15 protein-coding genes are annotated in these 19,750 nt (G+C 59.6%); 9 read left to right on the forward strand and 6 right to left on the reverse strand.

Features of this window, described 5'->3' with window-relative positions; translation table 11 throughout:
- Positions 1-14 precede the first annotated feature (14 nt).
- From argF to P5540_04815, 3 genes are all read right to left on the reverse strand, one after another.
- Positions 15-914, reverse strand: a complete 900-nt coding sequence (gene argF, locus P5540_04805) for an ornithine carbamoyltransferase (protein ID HRT64127.1) — start codon at positions 912-914, stop codon at positions 15-17.
- A gap of 2 nt (positions 915-916) precedes the next feature.
- Positions 917-2,104: an acetylornithine transaminase gene (locus P5540_04810; GenBank protein HRT64128.1), complete on the reverse strand. Its 1,188-nt coding sequence runs from the start codon at positions 2,102-2,104 to the stop codon at positions 917-919.
- A gap of 64 nt (positions 2,105-2,168) precedes the next feature.
- Positions 2,169-2,480, reverse strand: coding sequence for a zinc ribbon domain-containing protein (locus P5540_04815; protein HRT64129.1), 312 nt, complete (start codon positions 2,478-2,480; stop codon positions 2,169-2,171).
- Between the two features lie 217 nt (positions 2,481-2,697).
- Here P5540_04815 and P5540_04820 point away from each other — a divergent pair, with 217 nt between their 5' ends.
- The 9 genes from P5540_04820 to truA all read left to right on the forward strand — a co-directional run bounded on the left by P5540_04820 (position 2,698) and on the right by truA (position 16,055).
- Complete coding sequence (locus tag P5540_04820) at positions 2,698-5,517, forward strand: heparinase II/III family protein (protein HRT64130.1); 2,820 nt, start codon at positions 2,698-2,700, stop codon at positions 5,515-5,517.
- A 107-nt stretch (positions 5,518-5,624) separates the two neighbouring features.
- A complete protein-coding gene (locus P5540_04825) occupies positions 5,625-8,255 on the forward strand; it encodes a hypothetical protein (GenBank protein ID HRT64131.1) in 2,631 nt (876 codons plus the stop codon).
- A 90-nt stretch (positions 8,256-8,345) separates the two neighbouring features.
- Positions 8,346-9,464, forward strand: a complete 1,119-nt coding sequence (gene wecB / locus P5540_04830) for a UDP-N-acetylglucosamine 2-epimerase (non-hydrolyzing) (protein HRT64132.1) — start codon at positions 8,346-8,348, stop codon at positions 9,462-9,464.
- Positions 9,465-9,483: 19 nt separating this feature from the next.
- On the forward strand, positions 9,484-10,752 hold the full coding sequence (locus P5540_04835; GenBank protein HRT64133.1) for a nucleotide sugar dehydrogenase: 1,269 nt from the start codon (positions 9,484-9,486) through the stop codon (positions 10,750-10,752).
- A 64-nt stretch (positions 10,753-10,816) separates the two neighbouring features.
- The gene (locus tag P5540_04840; protein ID HRT64134.1) at positions 10,817-11,317 is read left to right on the forward strand and encodes a DUF456 domain-containing protein; all 501 of its coding nucleotides are present in this window, start codon (positions 10,817-10,819) and stop codon (positions 11,315-11,317) included.
- Between the two features lie 135 nt (positions 11,318-11,452).
- The gene (locus tag P5540_04845; protein HRT64135.1) at positions 11,453-12,046 is read left to right on the forward strand and encodes an RNA polymerase sigma factor; all 594 of its coding nucleotides are present in this window, start codon (positions 11,453-11,455) and stop codon (positions 12,044-12,046) included.
- Complete coding sequence (locus P5540_04850; protein HRT64136.1) at positions 12,025-13,302, forward strand: FecR domain-containing protein; 1,278 nt, start codon at positions 12,025-12,027, stop codon at positions 13,300-13,302. The genes P5540_04845 and P5540_04850 overlap by 22 nt, the downstream gene beginning before the upstream one ends.
- 630 nt (positions 13,303-13,932) lie before the next feature.
- Positions 13,933-15,213 (forward strand): tyrosine--tRNA ligase, encoded by a 1,281-nt coding sequence (tyrS, locus tag P5540_04855; protein HRT64137.1) that lies wholly within the window; start codon positions 13,933-13,935, stop codon positions 15,211-15,213.
- 80 nt (positions 15,214-15,293) lie between these two features.
- Positions 15,294-16,055 (forward strand): tRNA pseudouridine(38-40) synthase TruA, encoded by a 762-nt coding sequence (gene truA / locus P5540_04860; protein ID HRT64138.1) that lies wholly within the window; start codon positions 15,294-15,296, stop codon positions 16,053-16,055.
- 22 nt (positions 16,056-16,077) lie between these two features.
- Here truA and P5540_04865 read toward each other — a convergent pair whose 3' ends face one another.
- The 3 genes from P5540_04865 to P5540_04875 form a co-directional block, all read right to left on the reverse strand.
- Entirely contained in the window at positions 16,078-17,229 is a 1,152-nt protein-coding gene (locus P5540_04865) for a hybrid sensor histidine kinase/response regulator (protein HRT64139.1), read from the reverse strand.
- 66 nt (positions 17,230-17,295) lie between these two features.
- Complete coding sequence (locus P5540_04870) at positions 17,296-17,694, reverse strand: response regulator (protein HRT64140.1); 399 nt, start codon at positions 17,692-17,694, stop codon at positions 17,296-17,298.
- Complete coding sequence (locus P5540_04875) at positions 17,660-19,744, reverse strand: [Fe-Fe] hydrogenase large subunit C-terminal domain-containing protein (protein ID HRT64141.1); 2,085 nt, start codon at positions 19,742-19,744, stop codon at positions 17,660-17,662. The genes P5540_04870 and P5540_04875 overlap by 35 nt, the downstream gene beginning before the upstream one ends.
- Between the last annotated feature and the right edge of the window lie 6 nt (positions 19,745-19,750).

A 19,750-nucleotide genomic window follows, 5' to 3' on the forward strand; every position in this document is an offset into this window, starting at 1 on the left:
CTTCTGCCTTCAGCCTATTTCATCAACGACACCATAATGGCTTTCTGCGCATGCAGGCGGTTTTCCGCCTCATCGAATACAATGGATTGCCGGCTGTCAATGACCTCATCCGTGACCTCGTAGCCGCGATGAGCCGGTAGGCAATGCATGAACACCGCATCCGGTTTCGCAAGCGCCATGCACTTCGCATTGACCTGGTACGGCGCGAAAACGGCCGCGCGCGCCTCGGCCTCGTCTTCTTGGCCCATGCTCGCCCACACGTCGGTATACACCGCATCGGCGTTTCCGACGCCTTCGGCCAAGTCGTGCGTGACCATGACAGATCCATTGGTTTCGCGCTGCGCAAAGGCCAGAATTTCCGGATCCGGCTCGTAGCCTTCCGGACAGGTAAGCGTCAGATGAATCGGAATCCGCGCGGCAAAGTGCGCCCATGACGCAAAAACATTGTTGCCATCGCCCACGAAGGCCACCTTGAGGCCGTCAAATTTACCCTTGTGCTCGCGCAATGCCTGGGCGTCCGCCAGAATCTGGCAGGGATGCTCCCGGTCGCTGAGCGCATTGATTACCGGAACGGACGAATACTCGGCAAGTTCCACAAGCACCTGATGGCTGTACGTTCGCGCCATGATGCCATCCACCCATCGTTCAAGATTCCGCGCCACATCCGGCACGCTTTCCCGTTCGCCCAGCCGTGTCTGATAGAAAAGGCCGTAGCCTCCCAGTTGAAAGATGCCGATCTCAAACGTGACCCGCGTGCGAAGGCTCGGCTTCTCGAAGATCATGGCCAACGTCTTGCCTTCCAACGGACGGTAGGGTTCATGGCGGCGCTGTCTCTGTTTCAACTCGTCCGCAAGATCAATCAATCCCAAAATGGACGCACGGTCCAAATCCGCCAGCGAAAGAAAATCCCGCATGATCACGCACCTCCCAGAATGCCGTCGAGAATGGTCACGACCTTGTCAATTTCCGCGGCCGTCACGATAAGCGGGGGGATGAACCGGAGCACGTTCGGTCCCGCGGGACCGCACACGATGCCCGCATCGATCAGTTTTTCGATGACCGGCGCCACGGGATCGCGCATTTCGACGCCGATCATGAGACCTTTCCCGCGCACGTCCACGATTTGGGGATACCGGACGGCCAGTGCGTTGAGTTTCCCAAAGAAATAATCCCCCGTCTGCTTTGCGCCTTCGATGAATCCGGGCGCGGTCAACGCCTTGATCGTGGCCACCGCCGCCGCCGTGCTCAGCGGATTGCCGCCAAACGTGCAGGCATGGGATCCCGGAGCGAACCCCGATGCCACTTCCTCCGTGCAGCCCATCGCGCCGATGGGAACCCCGTTGCCAAGACCCTTCGCAAGCGTCATGATGTCCGGCGTAACGCTATAATGTTCGTGCGCAAAAAGTTTCCCCGTGCGCCCAAGACCCGTTTGGACTTCGTCGAAAATCAGTAACACGTTCTTGGCCGAACATACCGCGCGAACTTTCGCGAGATAATCCGGCGACGGCACACATACACCACCCTCGCCCTGGATCGGTTCAAGAATGACAGCGCCCACTTCCGGTGTAATCGCGGCCTCCAGCGCGGAAACGTCATTGAACGGAATATGCACAATGCCGGGCACAAGCGGCTCGAAACCCTTTTGATACTTCGGCTGGCCCGTCGCCGTGATGGTGGCGAGGGTCCGCCCGTGGAAGGATTGATGCGCCGAAAGCAGCACGGGTTTCGGCGTGCCTTTTTCCGCCCAATACCGCCGCGCGATTTTCAATGCCGCCTCGTTGGCCTCCGCCCCGCCGTTGCAGAAAAACCAACGATCCGCGAACGAGTGCCGGCACAGCAATTCCGCCAGTTCAACCTGCGGCTCGATATAATATAGGTTTGAAACGTGGACAAGCTTACGCGCCTGCGCGCAGATGGCTTCCGTCACGGCCGGGTGGCAATGACCCAAATTCGTGACCGCGATGCCGGCAAAAAAATCCAAGTATTCGCGACCGTCCGCATCCCATAATTTCATACCCTCTCCGCGCACCAGCGCCAGTTTGCGCGCGCCGTACGTGTTGATGATGTGTTTGTCGTTCAACTGCCTGATTTCGTCCGTGTTCATCAATCCTTCTCCTGCGTCAGACTCTTCCGATACTTGGACATGCGCCATGCGCACGCCCTTGCGGTCATTCCTTTGCGGCTCCCGAAGCTTTCGCGGCCGGTTTTGTTTCCGTTTTCGTTTCGGCCTTGGACTCGCTCTTGGCTTCGGACTTGGTTTCGCCCTTTCCCTCCGCCGGAGATGCGGCCTTTTTCCCGTCCTTCTTGTAATCCGTCTGGTAAAAGCCAGAACCCTTGAAAATAATCCCCGCGCCCGTTCCCAGAAGGCGTTTGCAGGCGCCCCCGCATGCCTCGCATTTCACCCGCGGATTGGCGCTGATGGCATGAAACAGGTCCTGCACATGCCCGCATTTTTTACACTGATAACTGTATGTCGGCATCTGTTACTTCTCCTTGTTCGACGTCGCGCGGAAACACGTATGGCATGACGCCGGAAACCAATGGAAATAAAGGCGTACTCTAGCACCTTTGCGGCCCGAAAGCAAAGGCGAACGGCGCGCTTGCCAGGGTCCGCCGGCGCGAAAACATTTCCGGCCATGAAAGACTCCGGCATTTCCGATAAAATAGGCCCGGCAAATGTGAAATAAGGAAGAACCCATGGAAATCCAACCATCGCTCCTGACCGTGCCGATCTCCGCGGGGCTTGTATTGCTCCTGGCCGCAACGGCTGCCGCGCAGGATCCTTTGTTGGCCAAAAAGCAATCCGTCTTGTTCCCGACCGACTTGGCCCGAAAGGCTAAAGCCAACGTGGCGGAGTTTCCATGGGCGGCGGCCATTCAGAAAAATCTTGCGGACGGCGCGGCGCGATGGATGAACACATCCGACGACGAACTCTGGGATTTCATGTTCGGCCCGGCGATTTCGCGTTCATGGATGGTCTGGTCCGATGGATTTTGCCCGTCCTGCAAGAAAGACGTCAAGATGTACACATGGAAAATCGCCGCATGGGATCACCCATGGAAAGTGCAATGTCCCCACTGCGGCGAATTCTTTCCCAAAAACGATTTCACGGCCTTCTATCGCAGCGGACTGGACGAACAGGGCGTCTTCCAGCCGGCCAAGGCCGACCGATCGCTCCTGTTCAACGCCGAACACCCCGGCCCGGACGATCCGCTCCGTTCCTTCGGCGTTGACGACGGCGAAGGTTATCTGGATTCGGAAGGCCGACGCTGGCGGTTCATCGGGGCCTATCTCCTATACGGACAATGGAAACAGCGGATCGTTTCGGGCGCGCAATGTTTGAGCGAGGCGTACCTGGCGACCGGCGATCCGATCTGCGCGCATAAGACGATTGTCCTGCTCGACCGCATTGCGGACCTCTTCCCCGCATTTGATTTCAGCACGCAGGGGCACGTTTACGAGGAACGCGCCGGTCCCGTGCGCGGACAGGTCTCGACATGGCACGACGCATGCGAGGAAGTGCGGCAACTTGCCCTCGCCTACGATCGCGTGTTCGAGGCGGCCCGTGGGCGGGAAAGCGAATTGACCGCGTTTCTGGCCTCAAAAGCCGCCACACACAAACTCGAAAACCCGAAAAAGACCTGGGCAGACATCCAGCGCAACATCGAGGATCGCATCTTTCGCGACACGCTCGCCCACCGCGAACGCATCGAATCGAATTACCCGACGACCGACCGCACCATGCTCATCATCAAGACCGTCCTCGAATGGCCGGGCAACCGCGAAGAAATCATGGGCCTCCTCGACGCCATTCTCGACAAGGCGACGTCCGTGGATGGACTCAGCGGCGAAAAAGGGCTTGCGGGCTACTCCACCATCGCGCCGCGCGCCATGGCCGAATTGCTCGAACAATTCGCGCGCATCGAGCCGGACTTTTTGAAGGCCATATATGATCGCCATCCCTCGCTGCACGCCATGTACCGTTTCCACATCGAGACGATGTGCCTCGACGCCTACTATCCGCAAATCGGCGACAGCGGCGGATTCGGCCAGCGCTGTGTGTCTTACGCGGGCGCGACATTCAGCAAGAATCCGGGCGCCGGCCCTTCGGCCTTCACCTTTTTCCGGCGCCTTTACGAATTGACGCGCGATCCCGCCTTTGCCCAAATCATTTACCGCGAAAACGGAGACAGCGTGGCGGATCTTCCCCACGATCTTTTTGCCGACGCCCCCGCCGCTTTCCAAAAAGACATCCAGAACGTCATTGACAGGGAAGGCGCGCGGCCCGTCATCGGATCCGTAAACAAGCAACAATGGCGGCTCGCCATTCTCCGTTCGGGAACCGGCGATCGGGCCCGCGCGGTGTGGATGGACTACGATGCCGGTGAACGCCATAGCCACGCCGACGGCATGAATATCGGCCTGTTTGCGAAGGGACTCGACCTGTTCCCCGAATTCGGCTACCCCCCCGTCGGGTACGGCGGCTGGAGCGCGCCGAAAGCCGTCTGGTACACCAAAACCGCCGCGCATAACACGGTCGTCGTGGACGGACACGATCAGCAACGGGTCAACAGCGGAACAACGACCCTCTGGGCCGACGGGCGCCGCTTCCGGGCAATCCACGCATCCGATCCGGCCATGATTGACGGCGGACGCTACGATCGCCTCATCGCCATGATTGATCTCGACGACGAGGACTCCTATGTCGTGGACGTGTTCCAGGTCGCCGGAGGCCGGGATCATGCAAAATTCACGCATGCCTTCTTCGGAACCGTCGAAACGATGGGGCTTGCGCTCAAGGACACGGACGATTACGGGTTCGCCACCGAAATGCGCCGCTTCCGGCGCGACGACGCGCCCGATCCCGGCTGGTCGGTGGACTGGGCCATCGAGGATTACTACACGTATTTTTCCACCCCGCGCCCGGTCCATCTTCGGTACACCGATCTCACCGAGGGTGCATCGGCTTCCTTGGCCGAAGCATGGATTGACGTCGCCCAGTTCGGCGGCGAAGGCGGAATGTACATCCCCTGTGTCATGACCCGCCGCGCCGCGTCCGACGGCGCGCCGCTCGCTTCGACCTTCGTAGCCGTCGTCGAACCCTATGAAGGCGCCTCGAAAATAGCGGGCATCCGGCGCGCGCCGGTATATGGCCTCGATGGCGTCCCCGCCCCCGAAAGCGTCGCGCTGGCCATTGAATGCACCGACGGACGACGCGACCTCTGCATGGTCGCGGGCAACGAAGCGGGTAAAGAAATGAAAATCCCCGACATCAACGCGGAGGCAATCGCCGCCCTGGCACATATAACGCATGGGGCGGACGGCTGCGAATGCATCGTCCTTTGCCAGGGAAGCCGTCTCAAAACAGATAACGTTGAATTGGCGCTGCGCGATCAAACCGGGTTCATCGAAATCGCCCTGGAAGCCGGGAAGGCCCGCGTGCTTTTCGGCGACAAAAACGCAATCCAGACACTCGTTCGCAACGGAAAAGAATTGGAAATCACTGCCGCGCGATAAATTTGCTTACGGGGGCGCATTTCGTTATATAGGCTCCGCCTGTTCGATGAATGGGCGCACAAAGCGATGCCGGGAAAGGGTCTCGCGAGGCGACAGAAGGTGTATTCATGCGATTGGCGATTCCGCTGAAGCGGCGCGAGACGACGATTGTGGCATGCGTTTTTCTGCTGGCGGCCTGCGGCGGCGCATGGTATTTCTTTGCGCTCGGCGCGTTGCCGGCCGGTTCCACGGCGGATTGGTTCGGCCCGTCCGCGATGTGGGCCTTGGGCCGCGGGTTCGTCGCTCCCAACCTCGAAACGAAAGAGTGGGCCGAATCCCCGGAAACGAAAGCGTTTCGCGAATTCCTCGCCCTCGAACGCGCCTCGCTGAATCCGGAAGATATCCCCAAAACGCTTCGCACAACGCCCGTGGGCGCATTCCACCGCCTCCATTGTTACCTCTTTTACAGCGTCGCGGCCGCATGGAAAATCTTCGGCGTCCGCTGGAGCGCGCTGGCCCTGCCCATCGCGCTGATGTTCGGACTCTGCGCCGTTGCGGCCTATTCGCTGTTCCGCCTTGCGCTGGGCCGGACCGCCGCGTCGCTCTGCATCGCGTTGTTCGTCATATTGCCCAGTCATCTGAGTTATGCGCCCAACATTCGCGATTACGGCAAAGCCCCCTTCATCATGGCGGCCCTCGCCATCATGGGCTACATGGCCACGCGGCCGTTGAACCGCAAACGGCTTCTGTTATTCTCGACGCTGCTTGGGCTGGACATCGGATTCGGACTCGGATTCCGGTTCGATCTAATCCTGATGCTGCTCGTCGCGATGGCCGTGATTCTGGCCGGTTTGCCCTGCGGGATCCGCAAGCATCTTCGCCTGCGCCTGGCGGCGCTCGGACTCATGCTCCTGGGATTTGCCGTGCCCGCATGGCCGGTTTTACGGAGCGTAACGGGCGAGCAGGACGTTCAGCCGCTGCACATCATGGAGGGTCTCGCGCCGGTTTTCGACGATTACCTGGGCGTCGGCAACACGTCGTACCGCCTGATCGGATTATATAACGATGCGTTGACCTACGATACGGCCGTTGACTACGCCTACCGGGTCCAAGGCATCAAACGCAACATCCCCTATTGCAACGAGGATTGCACAAAAGCCTGCCGCGCCTACCTTGCCGCCTATGTGCGCCATTTTCCGGCGGATGTCGTGATGCGGGCGCTGGCCGCCACCTTGCGCATCGCGCAGTATGCCCCGCTCCAAACCGGCGCCTTTGCCCGCCCGCTGCCGGCCGGCTACACCGAAAACATCCTGCCGTGGCTGCTGCCTCTCCTGATGCACTTGCGCGCCTTCGGACCATGCTATGTCGCCCTCATGATACTGCTCGTGACCATCCGTCATTTCCGGGCGGGGATTACGGCCCTGCTCTTTCTGTTCTATCTCGGCGCCTATTCGAGCCTTCAATTCGATCCCCGCCACACCTTTCATCTGGCCTTCATACCGGTCATGGGACTGGGCGTGATCGTCGAACGGAGTCTTTTACTTGCCGTTCATGCGACAAGGCCCGCCTTTCGGGCAAAACTCATGGCGGCGTGGCGCGATCGCGCATGGATTGACGCGGCGGCCCGGTCGGCCGTCTTGGCCGGACTGGCCCTGTGGCTGACGATCATCCCCCTGCTGGCAGTGCGCGGGTATCAGAAGCGACACCTCGGCGAACTCTTCCGCCGTTACGACGAAGCGGCACGAACACCCTTGCCCATCACGCACCTGAAAAACAGGACGCCGGGCGCCGGCGTGGACCTGTATCGCTTCCCCGATCTCTTCGACGGCCTTCCCGCGGACAAACGCTGTCTGCGATCCGCATACGTCCGCGCCGATTTCGCGGGAAACGGAATCCGGACCTTCATTTCACCCCAATACACGGCCGTGGCGGACTTCAACGATTACAGCAAGGCCTTTGAACAAGTGGACATCATGGGCGCAACCGAAAAGGCCCCGCTGAGTTTCTTTTTTCCGGTATTCGACGCCTGCCCGACGGATTTGTGGGGGCGCCGCGAATTCATGGGACTCTGCGTCAGTTCCGACCCCAATATCCGGCTGATTTCGATGGCTCGGATTGATGACATCACGACGTTGCCGTTTCTGATGACCCTGACCTTGCCATCCAACCGGGACGATGCCCAGCGTTATCAGACATTGAAACCCGGAATGATTCCGGCGTATCTCGGAAAGGCGCTGGTGGCCCGCCACTCTATTCTCGGCGACGGCGGATTCGAACAGTGGAAAGACGAGAAGACACCGGTCGGATTCAACAATGCCGTGCGTTCGTCGCGCATCGAACGCGAGGAAAAGCAGGTCGCCAAGGGACGCTACGCCGTGCGACAGACGTGGGAACGCAAGGATGCCGGCGGCGCGCTCCCGGAAATGTTCTACGTCGGCATTGGCGGCATGAAGCCGAAAACCAAATTCGGCCTCCGCGTAAGAGCCATGAACCTGTCCAGCAACGGATTGGCGGTCATTTCCATTTGGCAGATCCTGCCGCATCCCGACGGTTACACCTCCGTCACGCCCATTACATCGGGCGTAATCGCCGTCTTTCCGGGAGCAGGCTTTCAAGATCTCTACGGGGTCTTCGAGACGCCCCCGGGTGAAAACCTTGGCATTATTTTGGCTACCCATGCCTCCGCCGCCCTTTCGGACGACGCTTTCCCCTTTACCGTGATCTGGGACGAATGGCAGTTGGCGCCCTTGCCAAAGTGATAGCGCCTCCCGCTTGCCCGCGCTGGATTGCCCGGCATCCGCTCATGTATCGTACCCCCGATAATGGCCTTATTTCCCAGAAGAGGAGGTATCGTGAAAGTTCTGGTTGTCATGGGCACGCGCCCCGAAGCCATCAAGATGGCGCCGGTCTACAAAGCATTGGCGGCGCGCCCCGCTCTCTTCGAGCCCGCCGTCTGCCTCACCGCCCAGCACCGCGAACTGCTCGATCAGGTTATCGAAGTCTTCGAATTGCCCGTCGCCCACGATCTGAACGTCATGAAACCCAACCAGACCTTGGCCGAAATCACAAGCATGGTCCTATGCGGCATGACCCGCATTCTGGAAGAATCGCGTCCGGACGTTGTTCTGGTTCACGGCGACACGACAACCTCCTTCGCCACGGCCCTCGCCGCGTATTACACGAAAACCCCCGTCGGCCATGTGGAAGCCGGATTGCGCACCCACGACAAGCATCGCCCCTATCCCGAAGAAATGAACCGCCGCCTCGGCGATGACCTTTGCGACTACCACTACGCGCCCACGGCTCTTGCGCGCGAAAATCTCCTGCGCGAAAACATTCCCCCGGATCACATCGTTGTCACGGGAAACACCGTCATTGACGCCCTGCTCGAAGTCGCCGCGCGACCCTATGCCTTTGCCGATCCGCTGCTCGAACGCGCGGGCCGCGACCGCCGTCTCATCCTCGTGACGGCCCACCGGCGTGAAAGTTTCGGGGAACCGTTCCGCCAAATGTGCGCCGCCATGCGCGACCTCGCGCGCGACAACCCGGATGTCGAAATCGTCTACCCCGTCCATCCGAATCCCAACGTCCGCCGTGCCGTGGACGCGGTGTTGGCGGGACAGGATCGCGTCCATCTTATCCATCCGCTCGAATACCGGCCTTTTGTGCATCTGCTCAAAAAGGCCCACATTGTGCTGACCGATTCCGGCGGCATCCAGGAGGAAGCGCCGGCCCTCGGAAAACCGGTCCTCGTCATGCGCGAAGTGACCGAACGCCCCGAAGCGGTCGAAGCGGGAACCGCCATGCTCGTCGGCGCCTCCTACGATCGCATTCGCGGCGAAACTCAACGGCTTCTCGACGATCCCGCCGCCTATGCTAAAATGGCCAAGGCCGCGAACCCTTACGGCGACGGACTCGCCGCGAAACGTATCGCGGACCATTTGGCTGCATTGCAAACATCAGAATAACACACGGAGTTTCGACCCGATGAAAACGATTTGCGTCATGGGACTGGGCTATATCGGCCTGCCGACGGCCAGCATGTTCGCCACCAATGGATTCAAAGTCCTCGGCGTGGATGTCGGCGCCAAGGTCGTCGAAACCGTCAACAGCGGCAACATCCACATCGAGGAACCCGGCCTGCACACCGTCGTCCGCGCCGCCATCAATTCCGGAAATCTGCGCGCGGCGCTTGTTCCCGAACCGGCGGACACCTTCATTCTCGCCGTGCCGACCCCGCTACTCGAAGACAAACGCGCCGACATGCGTTACGTTTGCGAGGCGGCGGAGGCCATCGTGCCGGTTCTCCGCCCCGGCTGCCTCGTCATCCTCGAATCCACCTCGCCCCCCGGCACAAGCCGCGACCTTCTCCGTCCGATCCTCGAAAAAACCGGACTCAAGGCGGGCCGGGATTTCAACTTCGCGCATTGTCCCGAACGCGTGCTTCCCGGCCGAATCCTGCACGAACTCGTCAGCAACGACCGCGTCATCGGCGGCTACACCCCCGCATGCGCCCAGCGCGCCCGCGAATTGTACGCCTCGTTCGTCACCGGCGAAATTTTCCTGGCCGACATTACCACTGCGGAAATGGTCAAGGTCATCGAAAACACCTTCCGCGACGTCAATATCGCCTTGGCCAACGAAACGGCGCTCCTCTGCGAGTCGCTCGGCATTGATTTCGGGGAAGTCGCTCGACTGGCCAACCGGCACCCGCGCGTCAATCTGCACAAAGCCGGGCCGGGTGTCGGCGGGCACTGCATCAGCGTGGATCCGTGGTTCCTTGTCGAACGTTTTCCCGACGAGGCGAAGATCATCCGGCTCGCCCGCGAACGTAACGATGCGATGCCCGGACACGTCGTCCGAACAATCCGCATGTTGATCGGCTCCAATGCCGGCGCCAAAGTCGCCGCCCTCGGTGTGGCTTTCAAGGGCAATGTGGACGACTGCCGCGAAAGCCCCGCCATCCACGTGATGGACCTGCTCCAACAAGAAGGCGTCCATGTGGCCGTCTATGATCCCCATGTCAAATCCGGCCCCGCCGAACTCGTCGGCATCGAGGAATGCTTCAAGGATGCCGACTGCGCGGTCGTCCTTACCGACCATGACGAGTTCAAATACATCAACCCGCGCCAGGCGGCCAAACTCATGCGCCGGCGCGTCCTGTTCGATACCCGCAATTTCCTAGACCATGCCGAATGGGCCGAAGCCGGTTTTCACGTCTCTGTCCTTGGACGCGGAATCGAAAAACCCTCATAAAACCCTGTCCACTTCGTCCATCCATGTAGAAAATCCGCGTCCTTCCATGTAAACTTACCCCATCATGACAATCATTGCTTGGACACTCTTCGCCTTGGGAATAACCGTGGGGCTGGCATTGAATCTTGTCGGCCTCTTTGGCAATTGGGTTATTCTCGGGACCATTGCCGCCGCTTGGGCAATTTCAGGATTCGAACGTTTCGGATTCGGCGCCCTTCTGATCATGGCGATCCTGGCCGCCTTGGGCGAATTGCTTGAAATGCTGGCCGCCGGCTACGGGGCGTCGCGATTTGGCGGAGGACGCGGAGCCGCTTTCGCTTCGTTGCTGGGGTGTATTGCGGGGGCCGTCGTTGGGACACCGTGGTTTCCCCTTGTCGGAACCTTGGCGGGCGCCGTCCTCGGCGCGTTTGCGGGAGCGGCCCTGTTTGAATTGCTGATCGTCAACAAAACCCCGCACGATTCGCTGCGAACAGGCTTCGGGGCGGCCCTCGGACGAATTGGAGGCGTTTTCGCCAAAACGGCCATCGGCATCGCGATTCTGATCGTGGCCTTATTCAGCCTATAACAGCCCAATTGGGGAGGCGTGTTCCAATATGGAACATAACGCGCATAAGCCATCCCATTCCGCCACATTTATACGACAGTTTAATCGTAGCGCCAGAACCAAACCGGCACCATATCTTGGGGAAGGAACAGCAGGTTGCAGGATGATGCCCAATTGGTTTTCCGGTGCCTTGAAGGAGATACCGACGCCTACGGCGAATTGGTCGATCGTTATCAAGGCGCCGTTTACGCGACGGCATACTACTATGCCGGGCGTTACGGCGCCGCCGAGGACATCGCCCAAGAAACCTTCATGGCCGCGTACCGAAGCCTTCCGTGGCTCAAGGAAGCCGCGAAGTTCGGGCCATGGCTGAAGGCCATCGCCTGCCGCACCGCTGCCAACTGGTTGCGGAAGAACGCGAGGCGTCTAAGCGCCGAAACGCCGTTGCCGTACCGGCGCACCGCCAACATGGCGGATCTCCGATTGGGTCCCCGCGGAAACCTTGAACGTTCCGAACGCTTCGATCGCATTCAAGCGGCGATCGACGCGCTGCCGGAGCGGTATCGCCTGCCGGTGGTGCTGCGCTACATGCAAGAGTTGAGTTACGACGAAATCAGCGTGTTCACGGGTGAGTCGCGCGATGAAATTCGCGGGATTCTCCAGCGGGCGGGCCAGCAATTGCGCGAAGCCCTCGCAAACACCGATGAGGAAGATGAAGGAACGGTCGCATGGCGTCCTGCAAACAAGTAGAGTCCATGATCCAAGCGTGGATTGATGGCGAACTCGGCGACTCCGAGCGCGTCATTCTGGACCAGCATTTTCAGGAATGTCCCCTGTGCGCCGTTATTCTTCGCAAACACCAGCGTTGCGCCGCGCTCCTTTTCGAGGGATTTTCCGAACATCGCCTGCGCCACAGCATCCGGCAACGGATTATGGAAAACCTCCCCGAAATGGAGCCGCTCCGTGTGAATCTTGAGGGCATCAATTGGCGTAATGCCGATGCAAGGCCCAAGCGGGCATGGCTGGGGCCCTTTATGCGCATGGCCGCCGTCTTCATCCTCGTCTGCTTGGCCGGTCTCCTCTATTCGGCGTGGCCCAAGGGAGAAAAAAGTTTCGATGGGGCCGTCGGCATGATCACCCAAACGGAAGGCGCCGTTTTCCGTGAAGCGGGCCATGGACTGTTTCATCGAAGCGTTGCGCTCAAAGACTTCGTAAAATTCGGCGCCTTTTATAAAACAGGCCCAAACAGCCGACTAATGGTGTCGCTACGCGGGCCGACGCAACTTCGGATAGATGAAAACACCCGCTTTCAAATCTGCGACGACCGGAAAGTGCGCGTCGAAACCGGTCGCATCGCCCTCGACGTGGGCCGGGATGAACGAAAATTCCGGGTGCTTACCCCAAGCGGAACCATCACGGTCTACGGAACCGTCTTTGAAGTCAGCGTGGACAGCGTCCAGACCCTCGTTACCCTCCAGTCCGGCGCGTTACAAGTCGAAAGCACGGGTGGACAAGGCGAATTGAAACCCGGCGAACAAACCTGTTTCACCCGCGGCCAAAGCGCCATCACCATCCGCCCGGTGGACGCGAACCGCGTGCTCGGGTGGACAAAAGCAATCATGCCGGACACCGATGCCTATGACAGTTTCACACGCGAGGTGCAGCCGCTCAAAATCGCGGAACTGCCGGGTGAGCAGGTCTTTGCCGTGATTACCACCAAGAATGGCAAGCCACGCGCGGTCAGTTCGTTTTGCCTTACATGGAATCCCGTCGGGGACGATGCGGATCGGTGTGGTTACGATGTGCATGTTTATAACGAAACCATGCGCGAACTTTTCTCCGTCCATGTTGACGGAAGCGTGTTTGCCAACCCCAACCGGCGATCCCACGAAATTGACGTGCCGGGCGCACCCATCGTGAATGCCGGCGTGCTGCACGTGAAAATCGTCCCTGATAATTCGGGCGGAAAACAAACGCCGATGAAAGTGTCGGCGGTGGGATTGTAAATATGAATTCGGTCTTCAGAGAGACGGGCCAGGAGCGCTCACTGAGAAATCTACCTCAAGTCACTCCTTCCCCAAGAGTAACTGCAGCCAATAAGTCTTCTGCTCCCGTCTCTCTGATGTCTTTGAACACAAAGAGCCGAGGACGCATTCCGCACCGGAACGCGTCCTCATTCTTCCCGGAAACGGGCTTGTCAGGCATACCGTTAGAAATCTGCCTCAAGTCACTCCTTCCCCAAGAGTAACTGCCTAACCTGGCTTGGCAGGCCCGTTTCACCCTTCAAAAAACTCGCGCTCACGGCGCGGTTTCCACGCAATCCAAGAAACGGGACATCGCGCATCGGGGTTACGCGATGTCCACGCCACGTACCGGAGAACACGAACGACAGGTTCCACTTCTCCACCGGCATTTTACCACGGGTTGGCGAATCCGGCAAATCCCCTTGCGGGGAGAATCATACCCTTGGTATGCTAGGGCATTGGTTGATGATCGTGGTGTCTTTCTTTTTTTCAGGCCGACAGGATCGTTCACGCGCAACAGTGTTTATAGGGGAAGGGACGGCGTCCCCGCCGTCCGCTCCCGATTCATGGACGAAAGAATCATTCATGCGCAACAGTTGAGGAGATGGAATTGTGGCTTTTTTCGAGGAATTGACGTGGCGGGGTTTCGTGCATCAGACGACTCATGAAGAGTTGTCGCAAATTCTTGATCGCGAACGGGTTACGCTTTACTGCGGATTCGACCCCACCGCCGACAGTCTCCACATCGGCAGCCTGCTGCCCATCATCGGCCTTGCCCGTTTCCAGCGCGCCGGTCACAAGCCCATCGCGCTGGTCGGAGGAGGAACCGGACTTATCGGCGACCCCAGCGGCAAGACACAGGAACGCCAACTCCTTGACAAAGAACAAGTTGCGATAAACCTTGAAGGAATCCGCAAACAACTGGAACGCTTTCTCGATTTCAGCGGCGACAATGCCGCCGAAATGGTCAATAACGGCGACTGGCTTTGCACGTTGCCGCTGCTGGATTTCCTCCGCGATATCGGCAAGCATTTCAGCATCAACGTCATGCTGGCCAAGGAATCCGTCCGCCAGCGCGTCGAGGACCGCGAACATGGCATGTCGTTCACCGAATTTTCCTACAGCCTGCTTCAAGCCTACGACTTCCTGCACTTGTCCGATACGCGCGGATGCACCCTCCAAATCGGCGGCAGCGATCAATGGGGCAACATCGTCGCGGGCATGGATTTGATCCGGCGCCTGCGCGACAAGCCCGCTTTCGGTCTGACTTTTCCCCTCGTTACCAAGTCCGACGGCGCGAAATTCGGCAAGAGCGAGTCCGGCAATGTCTGGCTCGACGCCGCCCGGACCAGTCCCTACAAATTTTACCAATTCTGGATCAATCAAGCCGACTCGGATGTTCCGCGCTGGCTGCGTTATTTCACCTTCATGACCCCCGGCGAGATTGCCGAGTGCGAGGAGCAGATTGCCCGCGAACCGGAAAAACGCGAAGCGCAGCGCCGATTGGCCGGAGAAGTGACACGGCTCGTGCATGGCGAAACCGCGCTGGCCAATGCCATCCGAGCGAGTCAGGCCATGTTCGGCGGCGAACTCGCTGGCCTCGACGACGCCACGCTGGAAGAGGTCTTCAGCGAAGTCCCGTCGGCGGAAATCCCGCGCGGCGAACTCGACGCCGGCCGTCTGCTGGTGGATGTGCTCGTTTCGTGCGGCGTTTTCTCCAGCAAGGGCGAGGCCCGGCGCCTGATCGACAACGGCGGACTCTACGTCAACAACACGCGCGTGGACGCTTCGGACTTGAAACTTACCCCGCAGTGTCTTTGCGGAACGCGCATCGCCGTGATCCGCAAAGGCAAGAAAAACTACCACCTGCTTCGATTCGTTTCGGATCGTTGAAATACGCGGGGCGAACACCCATGCCCGAATCTGACTCACATTCATCCAATCCGCCGCCCCCGCGATCCCCGGTACACATCATGGCGATTGTCCGCTACGACGGGAGCGGATTTGCCGGCTGGCAGAAACAGGCCAATGCGCGAACGGTCCAGGGTGTGATCGAAGAGGCGCTGTCGCGATTAGCCGGACAGCCCGTGGCGATTCAGGGTGCGGCGCGAACCGATGCGGGCGTCCATGCGCTCGGCCAGGTTTTCAGTTGCGACTGGCCCGGCCGGGCGGGCCTGGAAACCCTCCGCCATTCATTGTCACGCATCTTGAGTCCCTCCATTCGCATCGAACACATTGCGCAGGCGCCGCCCCGTTTCAGTGCGCGGCACGATGCCGTCGGCAAACGCTACGCTTACACAATAAGCCTTGCACGGGAACCGGATCCCTTCAGCGCGCGGTATGCCTGGCGCGTTCCGGGGACCGTTGAACCCGCCCGCATAGCCGAACTGGCCGCCCGCCTTGTGGGCGAACGGGATTTTGCGGGTTTCCAATGTCTCGGTTCCGATCCCACCTCGACGATACGCAAAATCGAATCCATCGAGATTCTGCCGGGCGGTGTGATTGCTCCCCGTGATGCCCGCGATCTCTGGCGCATCGAGTTTGCGGGCAGCGGATTCCTCTACAAGATGATCCGCAACATTACAGGCACCCTGGTGGATATCGCGCGCGGGCATCTGCCCGAATCCCGAATCGAGGAACGCCTTGCCTCGCGCGGTCCCTATAACGGCTATACGGCTCCTCCGCACGGTCTCACGTTGGTGGGCGTGCAATACCCCGAAGACGCGGGCGCCTGACCCCCTACGCCCTGTTCGCTTTTCAACGGTCCCGCGTCGTTTCAGCGGACACGAACGCTTTTTTCAACGTGACCGTAAACGTGCTACCGACGTCGGGACGGCTGATCACGGTGGCGTCGCCTCCATAGGCAACCGCGAGTTTCTTGACGATGGAGAGGCCGAGACCGCTGCCGAGAATATCGCGTGTTTTTCGGTTTTTGATGCGTACAAAGTCGTTGAAGATCTTGGCGCATTCTTCTTCGCTCATGCCGATGCCGGTGTCGGAAACGGACACCATGACGGTATCGTCCGCTTCGCCAATCTTGACTTCGACCGATCCGCCGTCGCGGTTGTATTTCACGGCGTTCGAGACGAGGTTGTTGAGGATGATTTCTATTTCACCGGCATCGGCCTGCATTGTCACGGGCTGGTCCGCAAGGAGACAAATTCTGATGTCGCGCGACCGGGCGTCCGGCATGGCCGTCTCGATGGCCGTGCGCGCAGCGGCGACGACGTCCACTTCAACCAGTTCACGCTTTTTCTGGCCGGATTCGATGCGCGTCAGATCGAGCAAGTCGAGGATCATCTTGCGCATGTACGCCGTCCGCGTTATGCAACGATCGATAATCTGCCGGTAAACAGTGGGATCATCGCCCGCACTGCCGTCGTGCAGCACTTGCAAGTATCCCTCGATGGCGCCGAGCGGCGCCTTCAATTCATGCGCGAGGACGGATATGAACTCGAAACGGACCTGCCGCTTTTCCCGGGCAAGCGTGCGCGCGTGCTGGGCGACAATGACGTGTTCGGCGGCCTTGCGAACAGCATTTTTCAGTTCGGCGGGCGTGAACGGTTTGGCAAGGAAATCGTAGGCGCCCTGCCGAGTCGCACGCACGGCGGTCTCGATGGAGGCATAGGCGGTAATCATGATCGTCAACATGTCCATCTTTTTCGACGCGATATGTTCGAGCACATCGAGGCCGCTGATGCCGGGAAGTTTGTGATCGAGAAGGAGGATATGCGGCGGCGCGGCGTCAATCTTGGCCACGGCTTCCTCGCCGGTCTCCGCCAAGTCCGTTTCCAGGCGCACCCCGGCGTTGACGTCGGCCACTGTGAACGTGAAATCGCGCAAGGCGCGCGCAATGCTCATGCGCATACCCGGCTCATCGTCGCACACCAGCACTTGCAATGTTTCCATGTCTTGCCTTTCCAATCGCGGATGGCCCTTGCGTGGCGCAAGCACGACGCCCGCGCCCGGCGATGTTTACTTTGCAACGCCGAGCAGGCGCTCGATTTCGCGCCGGAGTTGGTCGAAGCGAATCGGTTTTGCCAGCAGCACATCCGCTTTGATCCACGAGCGCTCCTCGCTCGTGGAGGCGTCGAATTCAAGACCGGTTTCCCGCGTCACCGCCGTGGCCAGGATAATGGGCACGTCGGGGTATTTCTTCTTGATGTGATAGCAAAGCGTGAATCCCGCGTCCATTTCCTCCATCATCAGATCGACGAGGGCCAAATCGGGCCTCGTTTTCTCCAGTTCCTCCATGGCCTGTTCGGCGCTGTCCGCCTCGATCACTGCGTAACCGGACGCTTCCAGTTGGACGCGTTGCTGGAACCGGTAATCGCTGTCATCATCCACCACCATGATTGTCTTCTTCGTGCTCATCGTTTCGCCTTCCATTGGTCTTTCGTTGCGACGCGACAGAATGTTGTTCCTCGGCCCGCCTGGGCAGCGAGACGGTAAATGTGGTCGTGGTCGGCCCGGCAGCGGGATCGGCGTTCGATTTTACCCGAATGTCGCCTTGGTGCATCTTGACAATTCCGTAGGTGACCGCCAAGCCAAGACCCGTCCCTTTGCCCATGCCCTTGGTTGTAAAAAACGGTTCAAATATTTTACCCAGATTCTCTTTGGGAATTCCGCAGCCGGTGTCGGTAACTTTGATATCGAAGCGGTCGCTGCCCCGGGCGGCGGTTTGAATCGAAAGCGTCCCGCCGTCGGGCATGGCCGCGCAGGCATTGCTGATCAGATTCGTCAGCACTTGAATCATCTGATCGCGATCCACCTCGACGATCATATCGTTCATGGTATGTTCCACATGCACTTCGATTCCCGGCGGGATCCGAAGCGCGCGCAGGGCGTCATCCACCAATTGCCGTATGTCGGTGGGTTCGCGCAGCACCTTGTTCTGCCGTGCAAAATGGAGCAACCCCGCCACAATCTTCTTGCAGCGGTCGGCCTGTTCGGTAATCATGTTCAGGTCGTCCTTGAGCTTGCCGCCCTCCTCGATTTCGTCGAGGAGCAGGTGCGCATACATGAGTACGACCCCAAGCGGGTTGTTGAGTTCATGCGCGATGCCGGCGGCCAGTTGGCCCATGCTGGCCAGTTTTTCGGATTGAACAAGCGCCTCCTGCATCTTGGCCAGCCGCTCGTTCGTGACGGCCAGATCGCGCACGGTCTTGCCCAGTTCGTCTATGGTGTAGGGCAGGCACATCTTGCTCTCGGCGAGTCCGTTGTAGATGGCGATGGCGTGATCGCGGCAGGTCTCGTATCCGCACGCGCCGCAGTTGAGTTGATCCTGCGGCTTGAACTTCCCCATCTTGGCCAGAATCTCGGTAAGGGCGGTCTCCGAGGGCAACGGCGCCCGCTGATCATGTCCCGTGAACCGGCGTGTAAGATCTAGGTCCGCAAAACGCGCCATGGCCGCTTCCCATTGACTCGGATCACGCCGGGACAAGCACTGGCGCACATACTGGCTCACACGGCTGCGACGGTTGAAGAGCGGCGCATCGGTCACCATGCACGGTCCCATGATGCAGCCCGGACAGGCCAGGATCTCGAGCAGTCGCGAATCGAGCGCGCCGCTTGCGAATTCATGGAGCGCTTCGACAAAACTTTCTCGGCCCGCCGCGGACACCACCTTGCCCTCGACAAGGTCTTCCTCGACGCCCGCCGCCTGCAACATGCCCGCCGCCAGCGGAAAAAGAGCGCCGAGATTCGCGTGAGGCGGATCGAAATCGTCCGGCTCGACACGGTCGGGCACAATGCGCTTCGCATCGAAAATGTGTTGCAATTCGATGAAGGTGGAAGCGGCCGAAACTTCATTCGGCAGATTTTCGTCAATGGCTTCGCACTTCTTGGCAATGCACGGCCCGATGAACACGATCTTGATTTGGGGTCCGTACATTTTCTTGAGCGCACGCGCGATGGCCACCATCGGCGAGACGATGGGTGCGAGCGAATCCACCAGTTCGGGGTAATACCGTTCGACAAATCCCACGATGGACGGACATGTCGTCGCTATATAGCGTTTCCCGTCGGATCCTTCAGCCAATTCACGGTATTTCCGGGCCACAAGATCCGCGCCAAACGCCACTTCGTGCACATGGGCAAATCCGGCTTTGCGGACCATTCCAACCAACGTGCGGGGGGCCACGTCGGGAAAAGCCGCGGGAAAACTGGGCGCAAGACAAGCCGCCACCGGCTCGCCGCTGTCCAGCAAATTCAGAACGTCCTGGGTCGTGTTGACCACGCGCTTGGCCTGCTGGCTGCACACACGCACGCAGTTGCCGCAACCGATGCACCGCGCAGGAATAACCTCCGCCTGGCCTTCTACTATTCGAATCGCCTTGGCGGGACATTCGCGCACACAGGTATAGCAAACACGGCACCGTTCCTTGATGGTCGTGATAAACGCTTTGTCGAGATTCTGTCTCATGGCCTT

The organism is Candidatus Hydrogenedentota bacterium (genome assembly GCA_035450225.1).
GTDB lineage: Bacteria > Hydrogenedentota > Hydrogenedentia > Hydrogenedentales > SLHB01 > DSVR01.